General features: G+C 47.0%; 11 protein-coding genes. 3 read left to right on the top strand and 8 right to left on the bottom strand.

Features of this window, described 5'->3' with window-relative positions:
- Positions 1–34: 34 nt before the first annotated feature.
- Positions 35–1789 (bottom strand): hypothetical protein, encoded by a 1755-nt coding sequence (locus R7040_RS07150; RefSeq protein ID WP_206225778.1) that lies wholly within the window; start codon positions 1787–1789, stop codon positions 35–37.
- A 427-nt stretch (positions 1790–2216) separates the two neighbouring features.
- Here R7040_RS07150 and R7040_RS07155 point away from each other — a divergent pair, with 427 nt between their 5' ends.
- Together R7040_RS07155 and R7040_RS07160 are read left to right on the top strand one after the other, a co-directional pair.
- Positions 2217–3170: a M23 family metallopeptidase gene (locus R7040_RS07155; RefSeq protein ID WP_053307982.1), complete on the top strand. Its 954-nt coding sequence runs from the start codon at positions 2217–2219 to the stop codon at positions 3168–3170.
- Complete coding sequence (locus R7040_RS07160; RefSeq protein WP_080276973.1) at positions 3074–3526, top strand: bactofilin family protein; 453 nt, start codon at positions 3074–3076, stop codon at positions 3524–3526. The genes R7040_RS07155 and R7040_RS07160 overlap by 97 nt, the downstream gene beginning before the upstream one ends.
- Before the next feature lie 87 nt (positions 3527–3613).
- Here the strand turns inward: R7040_RS07160 and R7040_RS07165 are convergent, their stop codons facing one another.
- A complete protein-coding gene (locus R7040_RS07165) occupies positions 3614–6364 on the bottom strand; it encodes a M16 family metallopeptidase (RefSeq protein ID WP_206225779.1) in 2751 nt (916 codons plus the stop codon).
- Positions 6365–6728: 364 nt separating this feature from the next.
- Between R7040_RS07165 and R7040_RS07170 the strand changes: the two genes are divergently transcribed.
- Entirely contained in the window at positions 6729–8615 is a 1887-nt protein-coding gene (locus R7040_RS07170; RefSeq protein ID WP_182038132.1) for a methyl-accepting chemotaxis protein, read from the top strand.
- A 117-nt stretch (positions 8616–8732) separates the two neighbouring features.
- Here the strand turns inward: R7040_RS07170 and fecE are convergent, their stop codons facing one another.
- From fecE to R7040_RS07200, 6 genes are all read right to left on the bottom strand, one after another.
- Positions 8733–9497 carry a Fe(3+) dicitrate ABC transporter ATP-binding protein FecE gene (gene fecE / locus R7040_RS07175; protein WP_064354988.1) on the bottom strand — a complete coding sequence of 255 codons (765 nt, stop codon included), beginning with the start codon at positions 9495–9497 and terminating at the stop codon, positions 8733–8735.
- 2 nt (positions 9498–9499) lie between these two features.
- Positions 9500–10471 carry a FecCD family ABC transporter permease gene (locus R7040_RS07180; RefSeq protein WP_005374716.1) on the bottom strand — a complete coding sequence of 324 codons (972 nt, stop codon included), beginning with the start codon at positions 10469–10471 and terminating at the stop codon, positions 9500–9502.
- Positions 10468–11427: a FecCD family ABC transporter permease gene (locus R7040_RS07185; RefSeq protein ID WP_372061600.1), complete on the bottom strand. Its 960-nt coding sequence runs from the start codon at positions 11425–11427 to the stop codon at positions 10468–10470. The genes R7040_RS07180 and R7040_RS07185 overlap by 4 nt, the downstream gene beginning before the upstream one ends.
- A 74-nt stretch (positions 11428–11501) precedes the next feature.
- On the bottom strand, positions 11502–12425 hold the full coding sequence (locus R7040_RS07190; RefSeq protein WP_025768676.1) for a Fe(3+) dicitrate ABC transporter substrate-binding protein FecB: 924 nt from the start codon (positions 12423–12425) through the stop codon (positions 11502–11504).
- Between the two features lie 101 nt (positions 12426–12526).
- Positions 12527–14665, bottom strand: coding sequence for a TonB-dependent siderophore vibrioferrin receptor PvuA (gene pvuA, locus R7040_RS07195; RefSeq protein WP_064354990.1), 2139 nt, complete (start codon positions 14663–14665; stop codon positions 12527–12529).
- Positions 14666–14785: 120 nt separating this feature from the next.
- Positions 14786–16822: a TonB-dependent receptor gene (locus R7040_RS07200; protein WP_005383467.1), complete on the bottom strand. Its 2037-nt coding sequence runs from the start codon at positions 16820–16822 to the stop codon at positions 14786–14788.
- Position 16823 lies beyond the last annotated feature (1 nt).

A 16823-nucleotide genomic window follows, 5' to 3' on the forward strand; every position in this document is an offset into this window, starting at 1 on the left:
GGCGGCTTCAAGCCGCCTTTTTCTACGCAATGTGTTACTGCTGTGCAACCGTTACAGGTTTAGTTGCACCGCGGTAATCAAACGCAAAACCAATACCTTGGTCTGTCACGTCCATCGTCATACCACCAACAAGCTCGCCTTGTAAGCTTTTGACAACATCATCCGGAACCGGCTCCCCTGTGATTGACGACGCACTCTCTAACACTTCCAAAATACGCTCTGAATCAAAATCAAAGCTGAACAAGCCATTTGGAGAAAGTGATTGCGCCATCACTTCTTTGCTTGCTTCCGCAGCACTATCACCACTGTAAAGGGTGAAATGGTTTTCGTTTAGACGAGCAAACACGTCCACCTTCATGCCAGTATGCATTTCTAATAGGTCACTGACATTAACAGGTTGGTTATCCGGTTGAATTTGCAATTGAGCAAGTTCAGGAACGAACATTTGCGCAGTTTGAATAAGCATCATTGGATCATTGGCAGAAAGAGACAACATACCATCTAGCTGGCTAAATACTTCACCATGCTGAGCATTAGTATCTACTTTGATATCAAACATTTGCAGGCTTAACCCTTTAAGGCCATTAACCATGCCTGACCCCATGCTTACAGCGGCTGCTGGATTCTGGCCGCCCATCTCTTGCTGCATTTGTGTCAATAAAGAGCATTGATATTGAGGCTGGGTCAAGTCAGCCCAAATCTGACCAATCGATGGCGCTAGAGTATTAATGTCTAAACCAAGCGCCATACTAAAGAAACTCTTATCACTTTTAGACTCAGCCAATACACCACGAATCGACTTGAGCGCATCTAGAATCACTTTATTGTTGGACTCAACAACAAAAGAACCTTTAATGAACGCCTGATCGCCTTTCATCTTGTATTCTGCAAACGCGACGGACTGAGGCCAGTTTTCTGCAACTTGAGTAAGCTCAGTATGGCAGGCTGGTGAACGCATTTCCTCAATCGTTGGTTCAGGATCTATTGCATCCAACGTGCTGATTTGACGAGCAAACATATTGCCATCTTTCGTCGTCAAACCTTTAATCACTTCGCGATGATCAAAGTAACCAAAAGAGTTGTTGTTTTCACCGTATTTGGCTTGCAACGCCTCAAGGCGTCCACTGTCAGCAATATTTTGACTTGGTGCTTCAAGCCCTAATGCCATTTTAATCGGGTTTTGAACGCCCAGTTGCGGAACATCAACCGTTAACGTAAGCACGTTATCAACCACGGCTACAACCAAGCCAATACCGTCCTGCGGGTCAATTGAATCAGTCATCTCGTAACGACGATACTCGACGTCACCAAGCTTAACCAACTCATGCTTAGCGCCGCTCATCTGCTCTTCATGATCCAGTGTTTTCCATAACGCGGCAGGGTCTTCAATATCCACTTTGTACACCGGTACCATACCAATTGTGTACAACACAGGATTAATGTTTTCCCCGGTGCCCAAATAAGCTTTTAATGTTTCTGGCGACGCAGCACTCTCTAGGTATCCATCGAATAAGTTAACTGCAAACTGCTGTTGTGGAGACAGTGGTTCATCGGCAAAAAGTTCTGCAATCGAGCCTTGATTCGCCGTACCGAATGCGTTCATGTATTTATAATGGTTAAAAGGTTCTGTCTGATACGTCACCATAAGTGAATCTGCAGGAACTTGCGTTAACAGTGAGCCTGCATCACTCGCGGTAGTATTGTTTTGGTACAGGTAGCCAGCGCCCCCTGCTGCTGCGACCACTGCTGTAGCCAATAGTAGTTTTTTCACGACCAACTCCGTTGTCATAGTTATGTGTTCCTAAACGAAATGTAACGCTTAGGTTTAAAGCCAATGAATAGTGCTTTATATCAACCGCTATCATAAACAAGTTATCGATGTAATGAATGTCGGTTTGATAAATTATCCAACATTTATAAGGCAAACCGTGAAGTAAGTTGAATTGCGTGCGGATGCTATTGGCAATATTCACAATCCAATTTCTCGGATAACCGCCTTAAAAATCATAATATTCAGTTAAATGAAGCGATTTGGAGTAATTACGACCAAAATCAGCAGAATATTAAATCTTTATTGAGTCTTTTATCTAATATCTGAAAACGCCTCACGACCTGACACTTCTTTCCAATTTGCCTCTGGCGGTCCCTACTCGTTTTCCTTACATTCCTACTAACTCAGTGACGAGACGTATACCAAATACGAGCAATAGAAGACGATGAAAGACCAGTTGACGATCTCTATATCAACTATCAATGGCTCAAGACATTGGTACTTCAGTAAAAGGATGCAACGCAACATAAAAACGTTTTTCGTTTTTTTTGTTGTTGCTCTGGCCGCGACCGTAATCTTAATTCATCACTTGTACACTCGCGTTGATAATGCAGCGTTAAAACAAGCTGAATTGACAGAGCATTCACGCACCATGGGTGAAGAGCTCAGCACACTGAAAACACTTAAATCAGAGCTAGAAAATGACCTTTCAGAACGGGAAGAACGGGTACAACTTGTTTCGGAACGTTTGGGTGAATTAGAGAAAGTGCTTGGGGTTGGAGAACATACCTCGACAAATAACTTGGATGCTAGGCTCGATGCGGCGGCGATAACCTCAAACGTTCGCATGGTGTTATTAAACCAAATACCAAGTGGCTCTCCAGTCGGCAAGGTACGGCTATCTTCCGGATTCGGTAAGCGTATCCATCCGGTGACAAAAGTTGCCAAGATGCATCGTGGGCTCGATTTTGCCGTAAATATCGGCACCAAAATTTATGCCCCTGCCGATGGGGTAGTGGAAGTCACCCGCCGCAGTAATAAAGGCTCTGGTAACTTCCTCAGGCTGCAACATTCTTTCGGTTTTTCGAGTTCTTATTCGCACTTGAAAGCGTTCAAAGTAAAAAGTGGTCAGTTCGTCAAAAAAGGGCAACTGATTGCAATTTCCGGCAACAGTGGGCTCTCTTCTGGCCCTCACCTGCATTACGAGGTGCGATTTGTTGGGCGAGCACTGAATCCGAAACCATTTGTCGATTGGAGCCTTAATGATTTCGAAGACATTTTTACTAAGGAGCGAAGAATACGATGGGAATCTTTAATCAAAACAGTGGAACAACGAGTAGCTCAGCAGCTTCAACTCTCATCGCCAAAGGCTGTTCTCTTAGCGGAGAACTCAAAGTAGAAAACGATGTCCAGATTGATGGCATCGTCGATGGTCAAATTAACGTGGAAGGCACTCTCGTTGTCGCAGAAAGCGGGCGAGTAAACGGTGAAATTTACGCTAAACAGCTGATCATTAACGGCATGATGGACGGAAACTGTCACGCAGAACACATTCAAGTGCTTGCCAAGGGACGCGTAAGCGGTAGGATCTGGAGCAATAACCTCAGCATTGAACCTGGTGGCAAATTCTTTGGTGAAGCAGCCGAATTACCTGAAAAGGAAGTGGTAACGCTCAAGGGTAAGGCTCAAGACAGTGCGATCACAAAAGAAAACAACACCAACAATGAAAAGCGACTTTCGCGTAAATCAGCATAAAAGCTTTGATTAAAGTGCTTAAAAAAGACGGCTTTCACGCCGTCTTTTTTATTACTATTGCCACGATTTTCGTCAGAAACTACGTGATTATTCGGCCGGATTTAAAACCATCACCGAGCGTTTTGCTTGTGGACCAAAAGCTGATTTTGCATGCGCTTTCACTTCATCTAACGTCACACTTTTAGCCACTTTCTCAACGTCAAGTAACACATCGACGCCGTAATCATGCACCAAATAACGAGTATATGCCCATGATCTCTGTGCTGGGTTGTCATCCAATCCTTGCATCGCGACTGCCAGTTGTTTCGCGGCCGTATCCACTTCTTTTTGGGTAATATTTGACGCTAAATCATCAAACACTTTGCCCAGTTTACTCTCTAAAAGTGCCACGTCTTCGGGCTCAACTTGAGACTCCAAGAGCCAATCAGAGGTGGGTTCGCGATCTTGTGTCATGGTGTAAATGCTCGGGCTGTAATCAAGGCTAGACTCTTCTCGCACAATATCCAAAACACGTGCATTACTAATACGTTGCAAAATATCTTCGATAACCGTGTCTCTTGCCGTACGTTGGTAATCGCTCGTATTAGTCAAACGCATTACATACAACGATGAAGGTTCATGCCCATCCGCAACCACAGTTCGCTCCGGCACTTCCGGGTTAAACGCAACGTGATAATCAATCGAACGACTCGGTTTCATTTCGATAGAGGCCACATACTTACGCAAAAGTGGTGTAATTTCTTCCGGCTCTACGTTTGCAACAATAACCATCTTAAAGCCATCATTGGTTTTGAAAAGTTGCTCATGCACCGCTAGTATCTGCTCGGAAGTCACTTGTTCAACATCATCACTGGACACTATACGATGACGACTCCCCGGCAAATAAGAATTGCCGTTTGCTTTTTGAATCAGTTTTCCCATCGGTGATTCAAAAAAAGCGCCGCTCTGCTGTTTAAACTCTTGCTTCGCTGCCGCCATCTGGCGCTCGTCGACTTTAATCTCCGTCGCTAGGTTGTATAGTCCATTCAAAGCATCAGTTAGGTGCGTATTTGGCGCCGTAATTTGAGCTCCGTGACTGGTCGCATCAAGCATCGCGCCAAGCGCAATGTTGTTTTTGCGTAAGTAGCTATCTAGCTCTGAACCAGAAAATGTCCCTAACCCACTGCGTATTGCCGTTGTTGCTGCGATTTCATAAGCGGCATACAACGTCGGATCAACAGCGGCTTTACCACCTTGGCTCGCATAGTAAATATACGCTCGACCACCCGCTTTAGTATCTTTTTGGAACCACACTTCGATACCGTTTGATAGCGTATAGACTTGAAAACCACCCGCTTCCTGACGCATGCTCGTGATGCTGCCTTCCTGGGTAGGCTTTAAGAATCCATCCACTTTGTCATACATCTCTAACGGTTTTTCGCCAGTTTGAAGATAGGCACTGTTTAGAGCGGCAAATACACCATTGAACTGTTCTGACGTTTCGCTTTTCCCCAAACCAATAAAAAAGCTTGGCTGCTGAGATAACAAAGCCGTCAATTGTGTGTTAATGCTCTCTAAATTCTCGTTGTTGATGAATTCTGCCAAACTCTGGGCATAATTCTCTTTTGATTGGCTGACACTGTCTTGTCCAATTTGAAAAACACGTGCTTCTGCGTAACTGTTTGGCTTACGCTGACTCCAATCTGAATCAATATTTGCAAGTTCACCTTGCCAATTTGACATAACGCTATCTAACTCGGATTGAGTCGCACCATAATCTCTTAACGACGCCAAGGTACGAATGAAAGTCTGGTGCATTTGTTCGCGGCGATCTGGTGCAAACGAAATCCCTGCCGACATCATACGCTGATAGTTAGAGTAATAGGGCTCTGCATAAGCGTATTGAAAAGGTTCAGCGGCATCACTGAGTACACGGATCAAACGCTGTTGAATGAGTTGTGTTGCGACTTCATCACGCCACACTTCATGTTGTTGCTCAATCGTCGCGCTGCCACTTAGACCACGCTCAATCACTAAATGAAGACTTGGTGATTCCATCGTGTTACTTGGCAAGATTCTGTTTTCGTTGTTCACTCGAATATCACGGCGCTTCTCTATTACCGTATCCGAGGTACTTTCCCAGTTCGAGAACTTGCTTTTGATAATCTTGGACAGTGAATCTACGTCGATATTACCAGTCACAATCAACTCGGCATTTTGTGGCTGGTACCACTTGTCGTAAAACGCCTTTAACTTACTCGAGGAAGCGTTTTGAATCGCTTCGCGAGTACCAATTGGGTCATGTTCACCATACATAGTGCCTTCAATCGAGGCTTGGTAAGCATGCATAGAAAAGGACTTATCATCTGGATTAGCACGTCGCCATTCCCCAAGAATCACCCCTTTTTCTTTCTCTACTTGCTCAGGAGCAAACTCAAGTCCGTTACCGATATCTCTCATCCACTTCAGGGCATCTTCTAGCTTCGTATTATTCGCAAGGTCAAGTTGGTAAGACGTTTGCTGATAACTGGTAAAAGCGTTGATATCAGCGCCAAAGCTACCACCAGATTGCTCAAAAAGTTTGACAACGTCGTTACCGGTAAAATGCTCACTACCATTAAACGCCATATGCTCAACAAAGTGAGCGTAACCCTTTTGAGAAGATGTTTCTTGGAATGAGCCGATATTCATCACCAAACGGACCGAGACTTCTTGGTCTTCTGTTGGATAGAGATGGTATTTCATACCGTTCGATAACTGGTCCACGTGCCAGTTGGCGTCAGGTTGAATCGGCGTCGACTGTTGTATCAGAGCACACCCTGACACTAATAACGCGGGGACTAACAATATACTGCGCATAACGATTGCCCATAACAATGATTAAGCTAATCAATATATATCCGGTGCTATAACCTTCACATTTTTAATGGATTATCAGACACGCAAATGTGATAAAGATCACCATTTATTGAAATCAATTCTCATTTACAAAAATCGACAAATCCTTACTTTACAAATACATAAATAATATCGTTCCAAATCCTTTTGCTTATTTGGTGTAAAACTCAAATTCGCGACATGGAGTCAGTATTTATTTTGAGCAATAAAATATAATTATTGAACAGATTCGAATCTGACTTTCTGCTGCATATTCAACAGCGCAGAGAGCACTGATGAGAATAAAAACACAACAACTATTATTCAAAGATCTATTATTCGCTTTATGTTCAAAAATCTATCATTAAAAAACAAACTGGCAATCTCTGCCAGTGCCGCCATCATTCTAGGGGGAGTGCTGGTAGAGGGGCTGTCTTTTCGAGATTCATTAAATAGGCTCGATGTCGAAGTCGCACAGCGACTAGAAAGCACTAGCGCATCTTACAATCAATACGTAAAGGACTGGCTACTCTCTAAAGAGCGCGCACTAACTTCACTCTCTTCTGATTCAGAGAAACGTTCTCTGGTTACGCATTTGAAACAAGTCCGAGACTCTGGCGCGTTCGATAACGTTTTCCTCGCTTACCCGGACGGGTCACAAGACAACGCTAATGGGGTGGTTTTGCCACCAGGTAATAACGATCCTCGTAAGTGGGGCTGGTACACCAATGCAATCGCCAACCCATCGAAAGTCTTTATGGATAACCCGACCGTCGCAGCTGCCACGGGGGCTAACGTCGTGTCGCTCGGTAAAGCCCTGCAATTGCATGGTCAAACCGTCGTTCTGGGTGCTGACGTAGAGATCGGTGATATCCTGAACAGTCTCAACCAAGTGATCCTACCGGGTGAAGGTTATATGTTTATTGCCAATGAACAGGGCAATATTTTCACTCATAACAACGGTAAACTGCTGAATCAACCGGTTAGCAAGCTGGGCCTCAACAACAACGACATTACGTCTGCCGCACGTTCAGGTACAGAGCGTCGCGTCTCTATTAACGGCACCGAATATGTGATTTACGCGCGCCACATAGAGGGTACCAAGCTCACAACAGTGACGGTGTTAGATCAAAACTCGTTGGTTGCCCCACTTTACGATGCTGTTTGGGATCAGATCATCGCAACCACCATCGTCGTCGTTATCTGCGTAGCTTTGTTTAATCTGCTATGTAACATCTTGTTCCGTCCGCTCTACAACGTTTCGAATGCGCTTGCACAAATCGCAAACGGTAGCGGCGACCTAACTCAACGTATCAAAGTAGAAAACCGTGACGAAGTTGGTGAGCTGGCTGAAAACTTCAACCAGTTCGTTGAAAGTTTGCAGCAACTTATTGGTCACATTCGTCACCAAGCGGAAGAACTGAGCCAACAATCGGAGCTGAGCACGACTCGCGCGAATCAGTCGGTTTCTGATCTGAACCATCAGCAACAAGAAATCACTATGGTGGCGACCGCTGTGACCGAAATGGCATCGGCAACGCAAGAGATTGCCGCACATGCAGAGCAGACGGCTAAAGCCGCTCAAGACTCTTCAGCAAGCACACAAAATGGTCATGAGTTGGTGATCAACTCCAAATCGTCCATCAATAATTTGTCTTCTGAAGTCAACCAAGCGAGCGTTGTCATCGGTGAGCTCAACCAGCACGCGCAAGACATCTCAACCGTGCTATCAACGATTCGAGACATCGCAGAGCAAACCAACTTACTGGCTCTGAATGCGGCGATTGAAGCGGCGCGTGCAGGAGAGCAAGGTCGCGGTTTTGCCGTTGTTGCAGACGAGGTTCGCGTGCTATCACAACGCACACACACCTCAACCGAAGAGATTCGCTCGACGATCGAGACCTTGCAGCAAACCACACAACGCGCAGTGACCATCATGGATACAAGCTCTCAGCTCGCGCAAGGTTCGGTGGAAGATGCAGATCGCGCAGCACTGGCTCTGGATGAAATCAACGCGGCCGTTGCGCTGATCAGCGATATGGCAACGCAAATCGCGACCGCCGCCGAAGAGCAAACGCACGTAACCAATGAAATCACGCAAAATGTCACGTCCATTAAAGATGTGACCGATCACTTGGTAGTTGGTGCCGAAGAATCGATGAATCAATCTGCTGAGCTGAAATCGCAAGCTGAGGATCTCAACTCGAAAGTGGCGACGTTTAAACTGGCTTAAACGCCACATTAAGGACGCTCTTAAAAACAACAAACCCCGCTAGCAACTTTGTTACTAGCGGGGTTTGTTTTTATGGATCGACGTTTTTATTGCAGATAGCTTTCCAAAGACGTAAACCTACACCGCCACACACATCGGCGTGCCTGAGATTGGGTCATTAAATACTCTCGCTTGTAAATCAAACACCGATGACAACATGCCTTCTGTCATTACCTCTTGCGGTGTTCCCTGCGTGACTAACTGACCTTTTTCCAACACCACCAAATGATCGCAGTAACGGCACGCTTGGTTTAGATCGTGCAGCACTACGACCACTGTTTTGCCTTTGTCGTTCATCTGCCTCATGAGTTTCATCAGCTCAACTTGGTGAGAGAGATCCAAGTAAGTGGTTGGCTCATCAAGCATCACTACGTCGGTATCTTGCGCCATTACCATCGCAATCCACGCTCTTTGCCTTTGACCGCCAGACAACGATTCAACTGGCTTGTCAGCAAACTCAATCACGCCAGTATCTTGCATTGCTTGCTCGACCAAGGCTTTGTCTTGTTGACTTAACCTGCCCCAATGAGAGAGATAAGGCGAGCGGCCATATTCGACCAGTTTTCTGACGGTAATACCTTCAGGACTGACAAGAATCTGCGGCAGCAAAGACAACGAACGCGCCAAGCGTTTATCACCGTAGCTGCTTAGTGGTTTGTCGTTATACAACACTTGGCCAGAAGCAGGTTTATTGATGCGTACCAAGGTTTTTAATAGTGTCGATTTACCGCAACCATTTGGACCAACTAGTGCGGTAATTTTACCTTGAGGAATCGACAAAGAGAGATCTGGAATGATGGTCTGTTTGCCGTACGCGACGGATAAGTTCTGCGTTCGTAACATGCTTACCAACCTCTGTAACGATACAAAAGAAAAATGAAATATGGTGCGCCAATAACAGATGTTAGCACTCCCGCTGGTAGCTCAATTGGCGGCTGTAAGCCTCTCGCTAAACCATCGGCGCAAATCACCAACAAAGCGCCAAGGGTTGCAGCGGCTGGAATCAACAACTTGTGGTTGTGGCCAAACAGCAAACGCGCAAGATGCGGCGCAAGCAGGCCAACAAAGCTGATCGTGCCTGCCACAGACACACTGATGCTCGCCAATAGCACGGCAGCAATCAGCGCAAGAATTTGGATCTGTCTTGGTTTCGTGCCAAGTGTAGTGGCGCTTTCTTCTCCCAGTCCCATAACATCTAGCCGCCAAGCCAGCCAAAACGCCAATGGCAGTAGCAGCAATAAAGCACTCCAAATAAACGGCACTTGTTGCCAGTTTCGTCCCCACAAACTGCCGGTTAGCCATACCATCGCCGTGTTGATTTCAATAGGGTGCACAATCAGAAGAAAATCGATACCGCTGGCTAAAAATGCGCTGACAGCAACACCAATCAGCGCCAAACGTGCTGGTGTTGGTTTCGACCAGTAAGCCAGCACAGCAATAAAGCCAGCAGCAAGCAAGCCTCCCGCCATGGCGACCATCGGCAACATTGCCACTGGCGCATTCGGATACAGCACCAAACAAGCGGTAGCCGCCAGTCCTGCTCCGGCGCTTATCCCCATTAAATCTGGTGAGGCAAGTGGATTACGGATGACGCCTTGAACTAAAACGCCTGACAGCCCCAACCCAGCGCCCACGCCAATGGCGAGCAACATTCTCGGTAATCGATATTGGTGAATCACAAAGTCCGAGTCAGAGAAAGAAAACAGTAATGCAAAAACCTGTTGAGCCGACATGTTCGCCGCGCCAACAAACAGCGTGAGAGAAGACGTAATCAGCAACAATCCAACTAATGCAAACAGTTTGGTTTGATTCATCATGATGATTTCCTCATTGCAATCGCGATAAAGCAAGGTGTGCCCAACAGCGCGGTAATCACGCCCACTGGCGTTTCAGCCGGAAAAGCAATCGCGCGTGATAAAGCATCTGACCACGTCACTAATGTCGCGCCACACAAGGCGGAAACCGGAATGAGAATGTGATAGTTGTGACCAACAATCGGGCGCACCAAGTGCGGCACTAACAACCCGACAAAGCCAATTGGTCCAGCAATCGCTACGCTAGTTCCTGCCAACAGCACAACCGATAAACCACTGATAAATCGCGTAAGACGAATGTTACCACCTAGCCCAACAGCAACTTCGTCCCCCAACGCGAGTAAATTTAAGTTTCGCGCTAAGCCCATGGCGAGCACCAAACCTAAAGTCGCAAAAGGCCACAGTTGCTGCCACTGCTCAGAATCTACCGCAGAGAGTGAACCCGTTAACCAATGCAACACGCTGTAAGCCATGTCATCCGCCAAAATTACCGACGCACGAGTTAACCCTATCAGCAGTGCACTGATGGCAATGCCCGCTAGCACTAAACGCAATGGGTGAGAACGCGCGGAGAAAAAACCGCCCAACAACATGACCGCACCACCACTTAGTAGCGCGCCGAGTACTGCGTTGATGATTGGGTTCAATTGACTAAAGAATGGTACGCCGATAGACGCCAAGGCCATAAAACAAGCCGCACCAGCATTAATGCCGAGAATGGATGGCGACGCCAAAGGGTTACGAGTTAATCCTTGCATCAGCACTCCGGATACCGCAAGCGAAGCGCCAATTAATAACCCAGCATAGGCACGAGGCGCACGCAGCGTCGCGAGGATTTGATGCAGCATATTGCCCTCAGCAAACGCAAACCAATAGCTTGTCAGATCATTAACGCTCAAAGAAAAGTTGGACCAGCCAATCATTGAGGCTGCATAGCCTGAGAGCGTACACAACGCCATAGCACAGACAAACAAGCTCGCTTTCCAATGCGATTTGCTAACCGAAGACGCGCTTTCCGAGCTTATCGCCGAACTCATGAGCGCTCCAATAACGCTTCAAGATTGCGGGCAATTTCTTCCGCAGCCAACATGCCGCGATTTAACGACCACAGCTCAGGAGAGACCTCAACAAGTTGCTGTTTTTTCGCAGCGGTTAGCAGCTTAAATAATGGGTTTTTGCGCCACTCATCCACAATATTTGGTTGAGAGTAAAGTCCAACTAACAACCAATCAGGGTTGGTTTTTAGTAAAAGTTCGAAACTGGTTGGGATATACGCTTTTTGCTCAGATGGAGCCAGCGGGCTTTGGATGCCCAGCATACTCAAAACGCCCCCAGCGTAAGAAACCGGGCTATGCAACCACATCCCTTTGTCAGAAACCACACCAAACTGAATGGTTTCCTGTGTTGCAAAATGCTGTTTGAACTCCGCCATTGTCTGTTTGTGCTGCTCAATTCGTTGTGTCATTTTCGCTTGTTTGCCAATTGCCACGCCGATTTTGTGTGCGGATTCGAGATTTTCTTGATATGTCTCACCACGGCTTTTTAACAGCAAAGTTGGCGCAATTCGCTGCAAATCTTGATAAATTGCGCGATGACGTTCTGCATCAGCAATGATCAAATCCGGCTTGAGCACCGCAATCGCCTCTAAACTCGGTTGCGAGCGCATGCCGACCGATTGCCAAGGACCAACCTTGGCACGAACAGCAGGAATGACTCGTGTGGCATCGTTGTCATCGGCGACGCCTACAGGTGAGACATCGACTGCCGCTAATGCATCGACAAACGAAAATTCTAAAACCACAATACGTTGAGGTATCGCTTCTAGCTCAAAAGTGCCTTGCTCATCTTGCACGCTGCGCGCCTGAGAAAATGCGCTAAATGACATCAAAGCTGAGCTCAACAGCATCAGCAAAACTGTTGAAAAGTGTTTGATCGTAAATTGTTTTTTATTTTTCATCTTGCTTTTTTCCAGTGCTAAGAGTTTTCCATTACCTAAGATCGGCAAAGTCGCCAAGGTAAATTGGCGACTTTTCTTTTCAAACTCGGTGAACGAAACGCTTAAAACTGATAGTTCAGATCCAGTGTGTAAGAGCGTCCCGGAGCTGGGTACCGACCAACTGGGCTTGTATCAATCCCGCGGAAGTAATACTCCTCGTCAAACAAGTTGTTCACCGCAACATTCATGCGTAACTTGCCTTTGTCGTCTTTGTATAAATCCGTCCCCAAGTTGAAGTTCCACACCATGTAAGATGGTACTTTACCCGTTGCGCCAGTTGCATCTTCGGCACTGGTGTTGGCGTTATCGGTATACGAATCACTAAAGTAGAAGCCCGATAGCGTGGTGTCCATGCCGTAAAATGCGTAGGTTGCATCCCAACCAAGCTGATGCTTAGAGGTGTAAGGCAGTTGATTACCTTTATTCGCGCCTTCTTCTTCAAGCGTAGCGTCTAGATAGTTGTAGCTTGCGCCTAAACTCAGTGCAGGTAGTGCTTCAGGCACGTAACGAGCAGAAAGCTCTATGCCTTGGTGAAGTGTTTTTCCGATGTTATCGAAGGTCTGCGTTGAGCTTTGCCATTGCAATTGATCTTCAAAGTCGATGCGATAAAGTGCAGCGTTAAAGCTGGTCGCATCTTGGGTGTAACGCGCGCCGACTTCGTAGTTCCAAGCCAGTTCGCTACCTTCTTCACCCAAACCTCGGATGTAGGCAATTTGTGGCGCACGAAGTGATTTTTGCGCGTTCGCATACGTCACCCACTGGTCAGTTAAGTTGTATGCCACCGTCAAACCTGGCAACCATTCCGTCACGGTGTTGTCTGCCGTTTGTTTTTTACCACGATCGGTAAACGTCATTCGAACCGACTCAACACGCAACCCAGGCGTTACCTTCAATGTATCATTGAACAAACCAATTTCGTTGCTAACGTATCCAGCAAACGCGTCCGTATCTAGATGCCAATCACGCGGAACGCTGGTTGCACCACCGGCGATTGGAGTCTGAGTGAGTTTGTAGTAAATGTCTTCATTAACATAACGGGTACCCACGATCCAGTTTTGAGTAACGGATTTACCTTCGCCAAAGTACATCGCCATTTTTGGCTCTATACCATACACGGTAAATTCACGTGGAGAGGTACGAACGTCCGTCGCTGGCAGAGCCGGATCCGCCCAATGGCCACCCGCGCTGTTAAAGCCCCACTTGAAAAGACGCTCTGACTTATGGCCAAACGTTAGCACTTCTAGCTCGGCACTGTCGGCAAATGGCAAATCGTGGATGTACTTAACACTCCAGCGCGTCGACTTACCTTCATAATCATCGTAAGGACGTTTCGATTGGTGACGATCTTGCTCGTAATCTTGTGGCGAAAGTGCGCCCGGCATTTGCGTTTCAGCATCGTAACGTTGCAGGAATGCTTGAATCTCTTGAGTGTCACTCAGTAGCCACTGTGCTTTGGCTTGGAAGTTCTTCACGTCCGTATCGGAATGTTCACGGAAGCTTTCACCTTTTAGGAAGTTACCTTCCAACTGTAGTGCAAATGTGTCGCTTAACCAGCCGCCCGTGCGTAGGTAAAAATCATTCAGCGGCGCATCACCGCCATCAAACACGGTAAGGCGGTTACTGATTTCAGTTTGCCACGTGTGTGGAATCGGTTTGGTCACTAAGTTGATCACACCACCGACGTTGTTTGGGCCGTACTGTACTGCGGCACCACCGCGTACAATGTCAATACGATCAAGCATCGACAGTGTTGCTGGGAAGATAGACTGACCAGTGTGACCATATGGCGCAAGTGTTAGCGGTACACCATCCATCAAGAACTGAGCATGACCACTACGGCTTGCTTTCAAACCACGTACGGAAATGTTAGGCAATACGCCCGTTCCGCTTTCATCCTGAACTTTAATACCCGGCACGCGCTGTAGCGCGTTATCAATCGAGCCTGCGGCGGTTTTCTCGATTTGATCGCGGGTAATGACGGTACGAGCACCTGGGTACTCTTTGACGTCTTCAATTTCAGATTTACCAATCACGCTACCAGTGACAACGACGGTTTCCATCGTGGTAGTTTGTTCTTTTTTAGCAGGAGCAGCAACCGCGCTCATGGATGTGGCAGAAGCGATTGCAATCGCAAGCACACTGTAAGTGGTAGACAAACCAGCACGTACACGCACTTTACCATCCAAATTCTGGTAAGACATTAAGATCTCCTTTGCGAGAAATTGAGCCTCGGGCAGAATACATCCCGTATGCTCTAGGGGCTAAACATCCTCAATATGAGGCAAAAATCGGCTAACAGGCGCTAACTACGCACAAAAAGCCTAGAACTGATATCCGTAGCTGAGCATGAACTCGGCTGGTGCGCCGTAGCCAATCTGGTTTAAGCCAGACGTGCCGTTTGTTGCGCCAAGAATGTATTTCTCATCCAAAATGTTGTAAGCGTTCGCTTGGATTTTGTGACGACCAGTGGTGTACGCCGCCATCAAATCCACCGTTGTGTAATCGCCAAGTGCGACGGCTTCGTCGTTACCTGCGTAACGGTCGCCCACGTACTTCACACCACCGCCTAAACGCCAGTTGTCATCCAATTGGTAAGTGCTCCAAAGAGAGAACAAGTGGTCTGATACATCGTTAGGCTTTTTGCCTGTGGCTTTGTCTTCCGCATCTAAGTAGCTGTAACCAACAGAGATGTCCCACTGTTTGGTGATTTGGCCGCGAGCCTCTAATTCAATGCCTTGGTGACGCACTTCAATTTTATCGATCACATCGCCGTCCACGTTAGTTTGTGGTTGCTCTTGATCAATCTGGAACAGTGCCGCATTCAACATTAATGCGTTATCCAAAAGGTACGCTTTCGCACCCACCTCTTTTAAGTCGGTGTGGAAGAATTCCGCCAATTTTGGATTGATGTAGATACCAGCGTACGGTAACTGCCAAGAGCGCGCTAAACTGGCGTATACGGATGTGTCGGAATTGATGCGGTATACCAAACCAGCACGGTAGCTGACTTTGTCATCATCCAACTTTTCCTTATCTGAGCCCGCTTTTTGTTGTTCGAGCTCCATCGAGTCGTAACGCACGTTACCGATCAAAGAAAGGTCGCCCCACGTATAGACGTCTTGCACATACAAACCTGTCGTGGTGGTGGTATTGTCACGAAATGGCTTAAAGCCCGGATCAGGCGTTGGACCAACGACTGGGTCGTATATATTTTGCGGAGGAAGCGTTTTGTCACTTGCCAACGTTAGGTCGATATCGATCTGGTTGAAATCTGCACCCACCATCAATTGATTGTCCCTGGTTTCCCAAACCAACTCAGATTGTAAAGTGGTCGTAGTACGTGGATCGTAACCAAAGTTGTTGACGGTTTGAGACACTTCATTACCCGTCACTTTGCCCTGACGCGTGCCTTTTTGCTCAAGTTCGATATGGTTGAACGCCGCTCGGTTGTTCCATACCCATTGATCATTCAGACGCCATTCGTAATCCACCGCAATACGGAGACTGTCTGACTCCTGATAGTCGTTTGTACCGCCAAAGTAAGTGCTTACTGGCAAATCAACTGGCTTGCCATTTTTTGATGGCACACCACGATACGGCACTAGTTCTTGATGGGCGTATTCCACGTCAATATCAATGGTGTGACCTTCCGCTGGTAACACACGAATGGTCGGTGCAATGAAGAAATCGTTTGAATCAACATGATCAACGTACGAGTCGGCTTGACGGTATTCCAAGTTAATACGCCCGTTGACCTTATCTGTAAACGCCATTGAGCTGTCGACCTGACCAACATATTGGTTGTTGCTGCCTACACTACCGTTTACGTGAGTAAAATTCTCACCGTTAGCGCGTTTCGTCACCAAGTTGATGATGCCCCCAGCCGAACCACGGCCATACAAAGCACCCGCAGGGCCTTTCACAATTTCAACGCGTTCAACGTTCGCTAAGCTGCGGTAAGACTGCAACGTACCGTCATCTCGCAAGCCATCACGGTACATATCGTTGAGTGAATCAAAACCACGGATCATGAACTGATCGCGGCTGCCTTCGCCCAAGGTGTTATTGACCCCGGCTACCCCATCTAGCGCATCCACTAAACGCACCGCGCCTCGGTCTTGCATTTCTGTTTTCGTTACTACGGATACCGCTTGTGGCACATCAAGCCATTCCACATCGGTTTTGGTGCCTGATTGAGGCATGTGTTCAGCATAACCTTCGTACTGATGACCGAAGACTTGAATCGTTTCAGTTGCTGATGGGGTTGAGTTCGTCTCTTCTGAAGCCACTGCGCTTGGTGCTACTAATGAAGAACCAATCGCGACCGCCAAGGGGGTCAGGGTCAATAATTTATTCATT

The organism is Vibrio sp. 1069 (assembly GCF_033340555.1).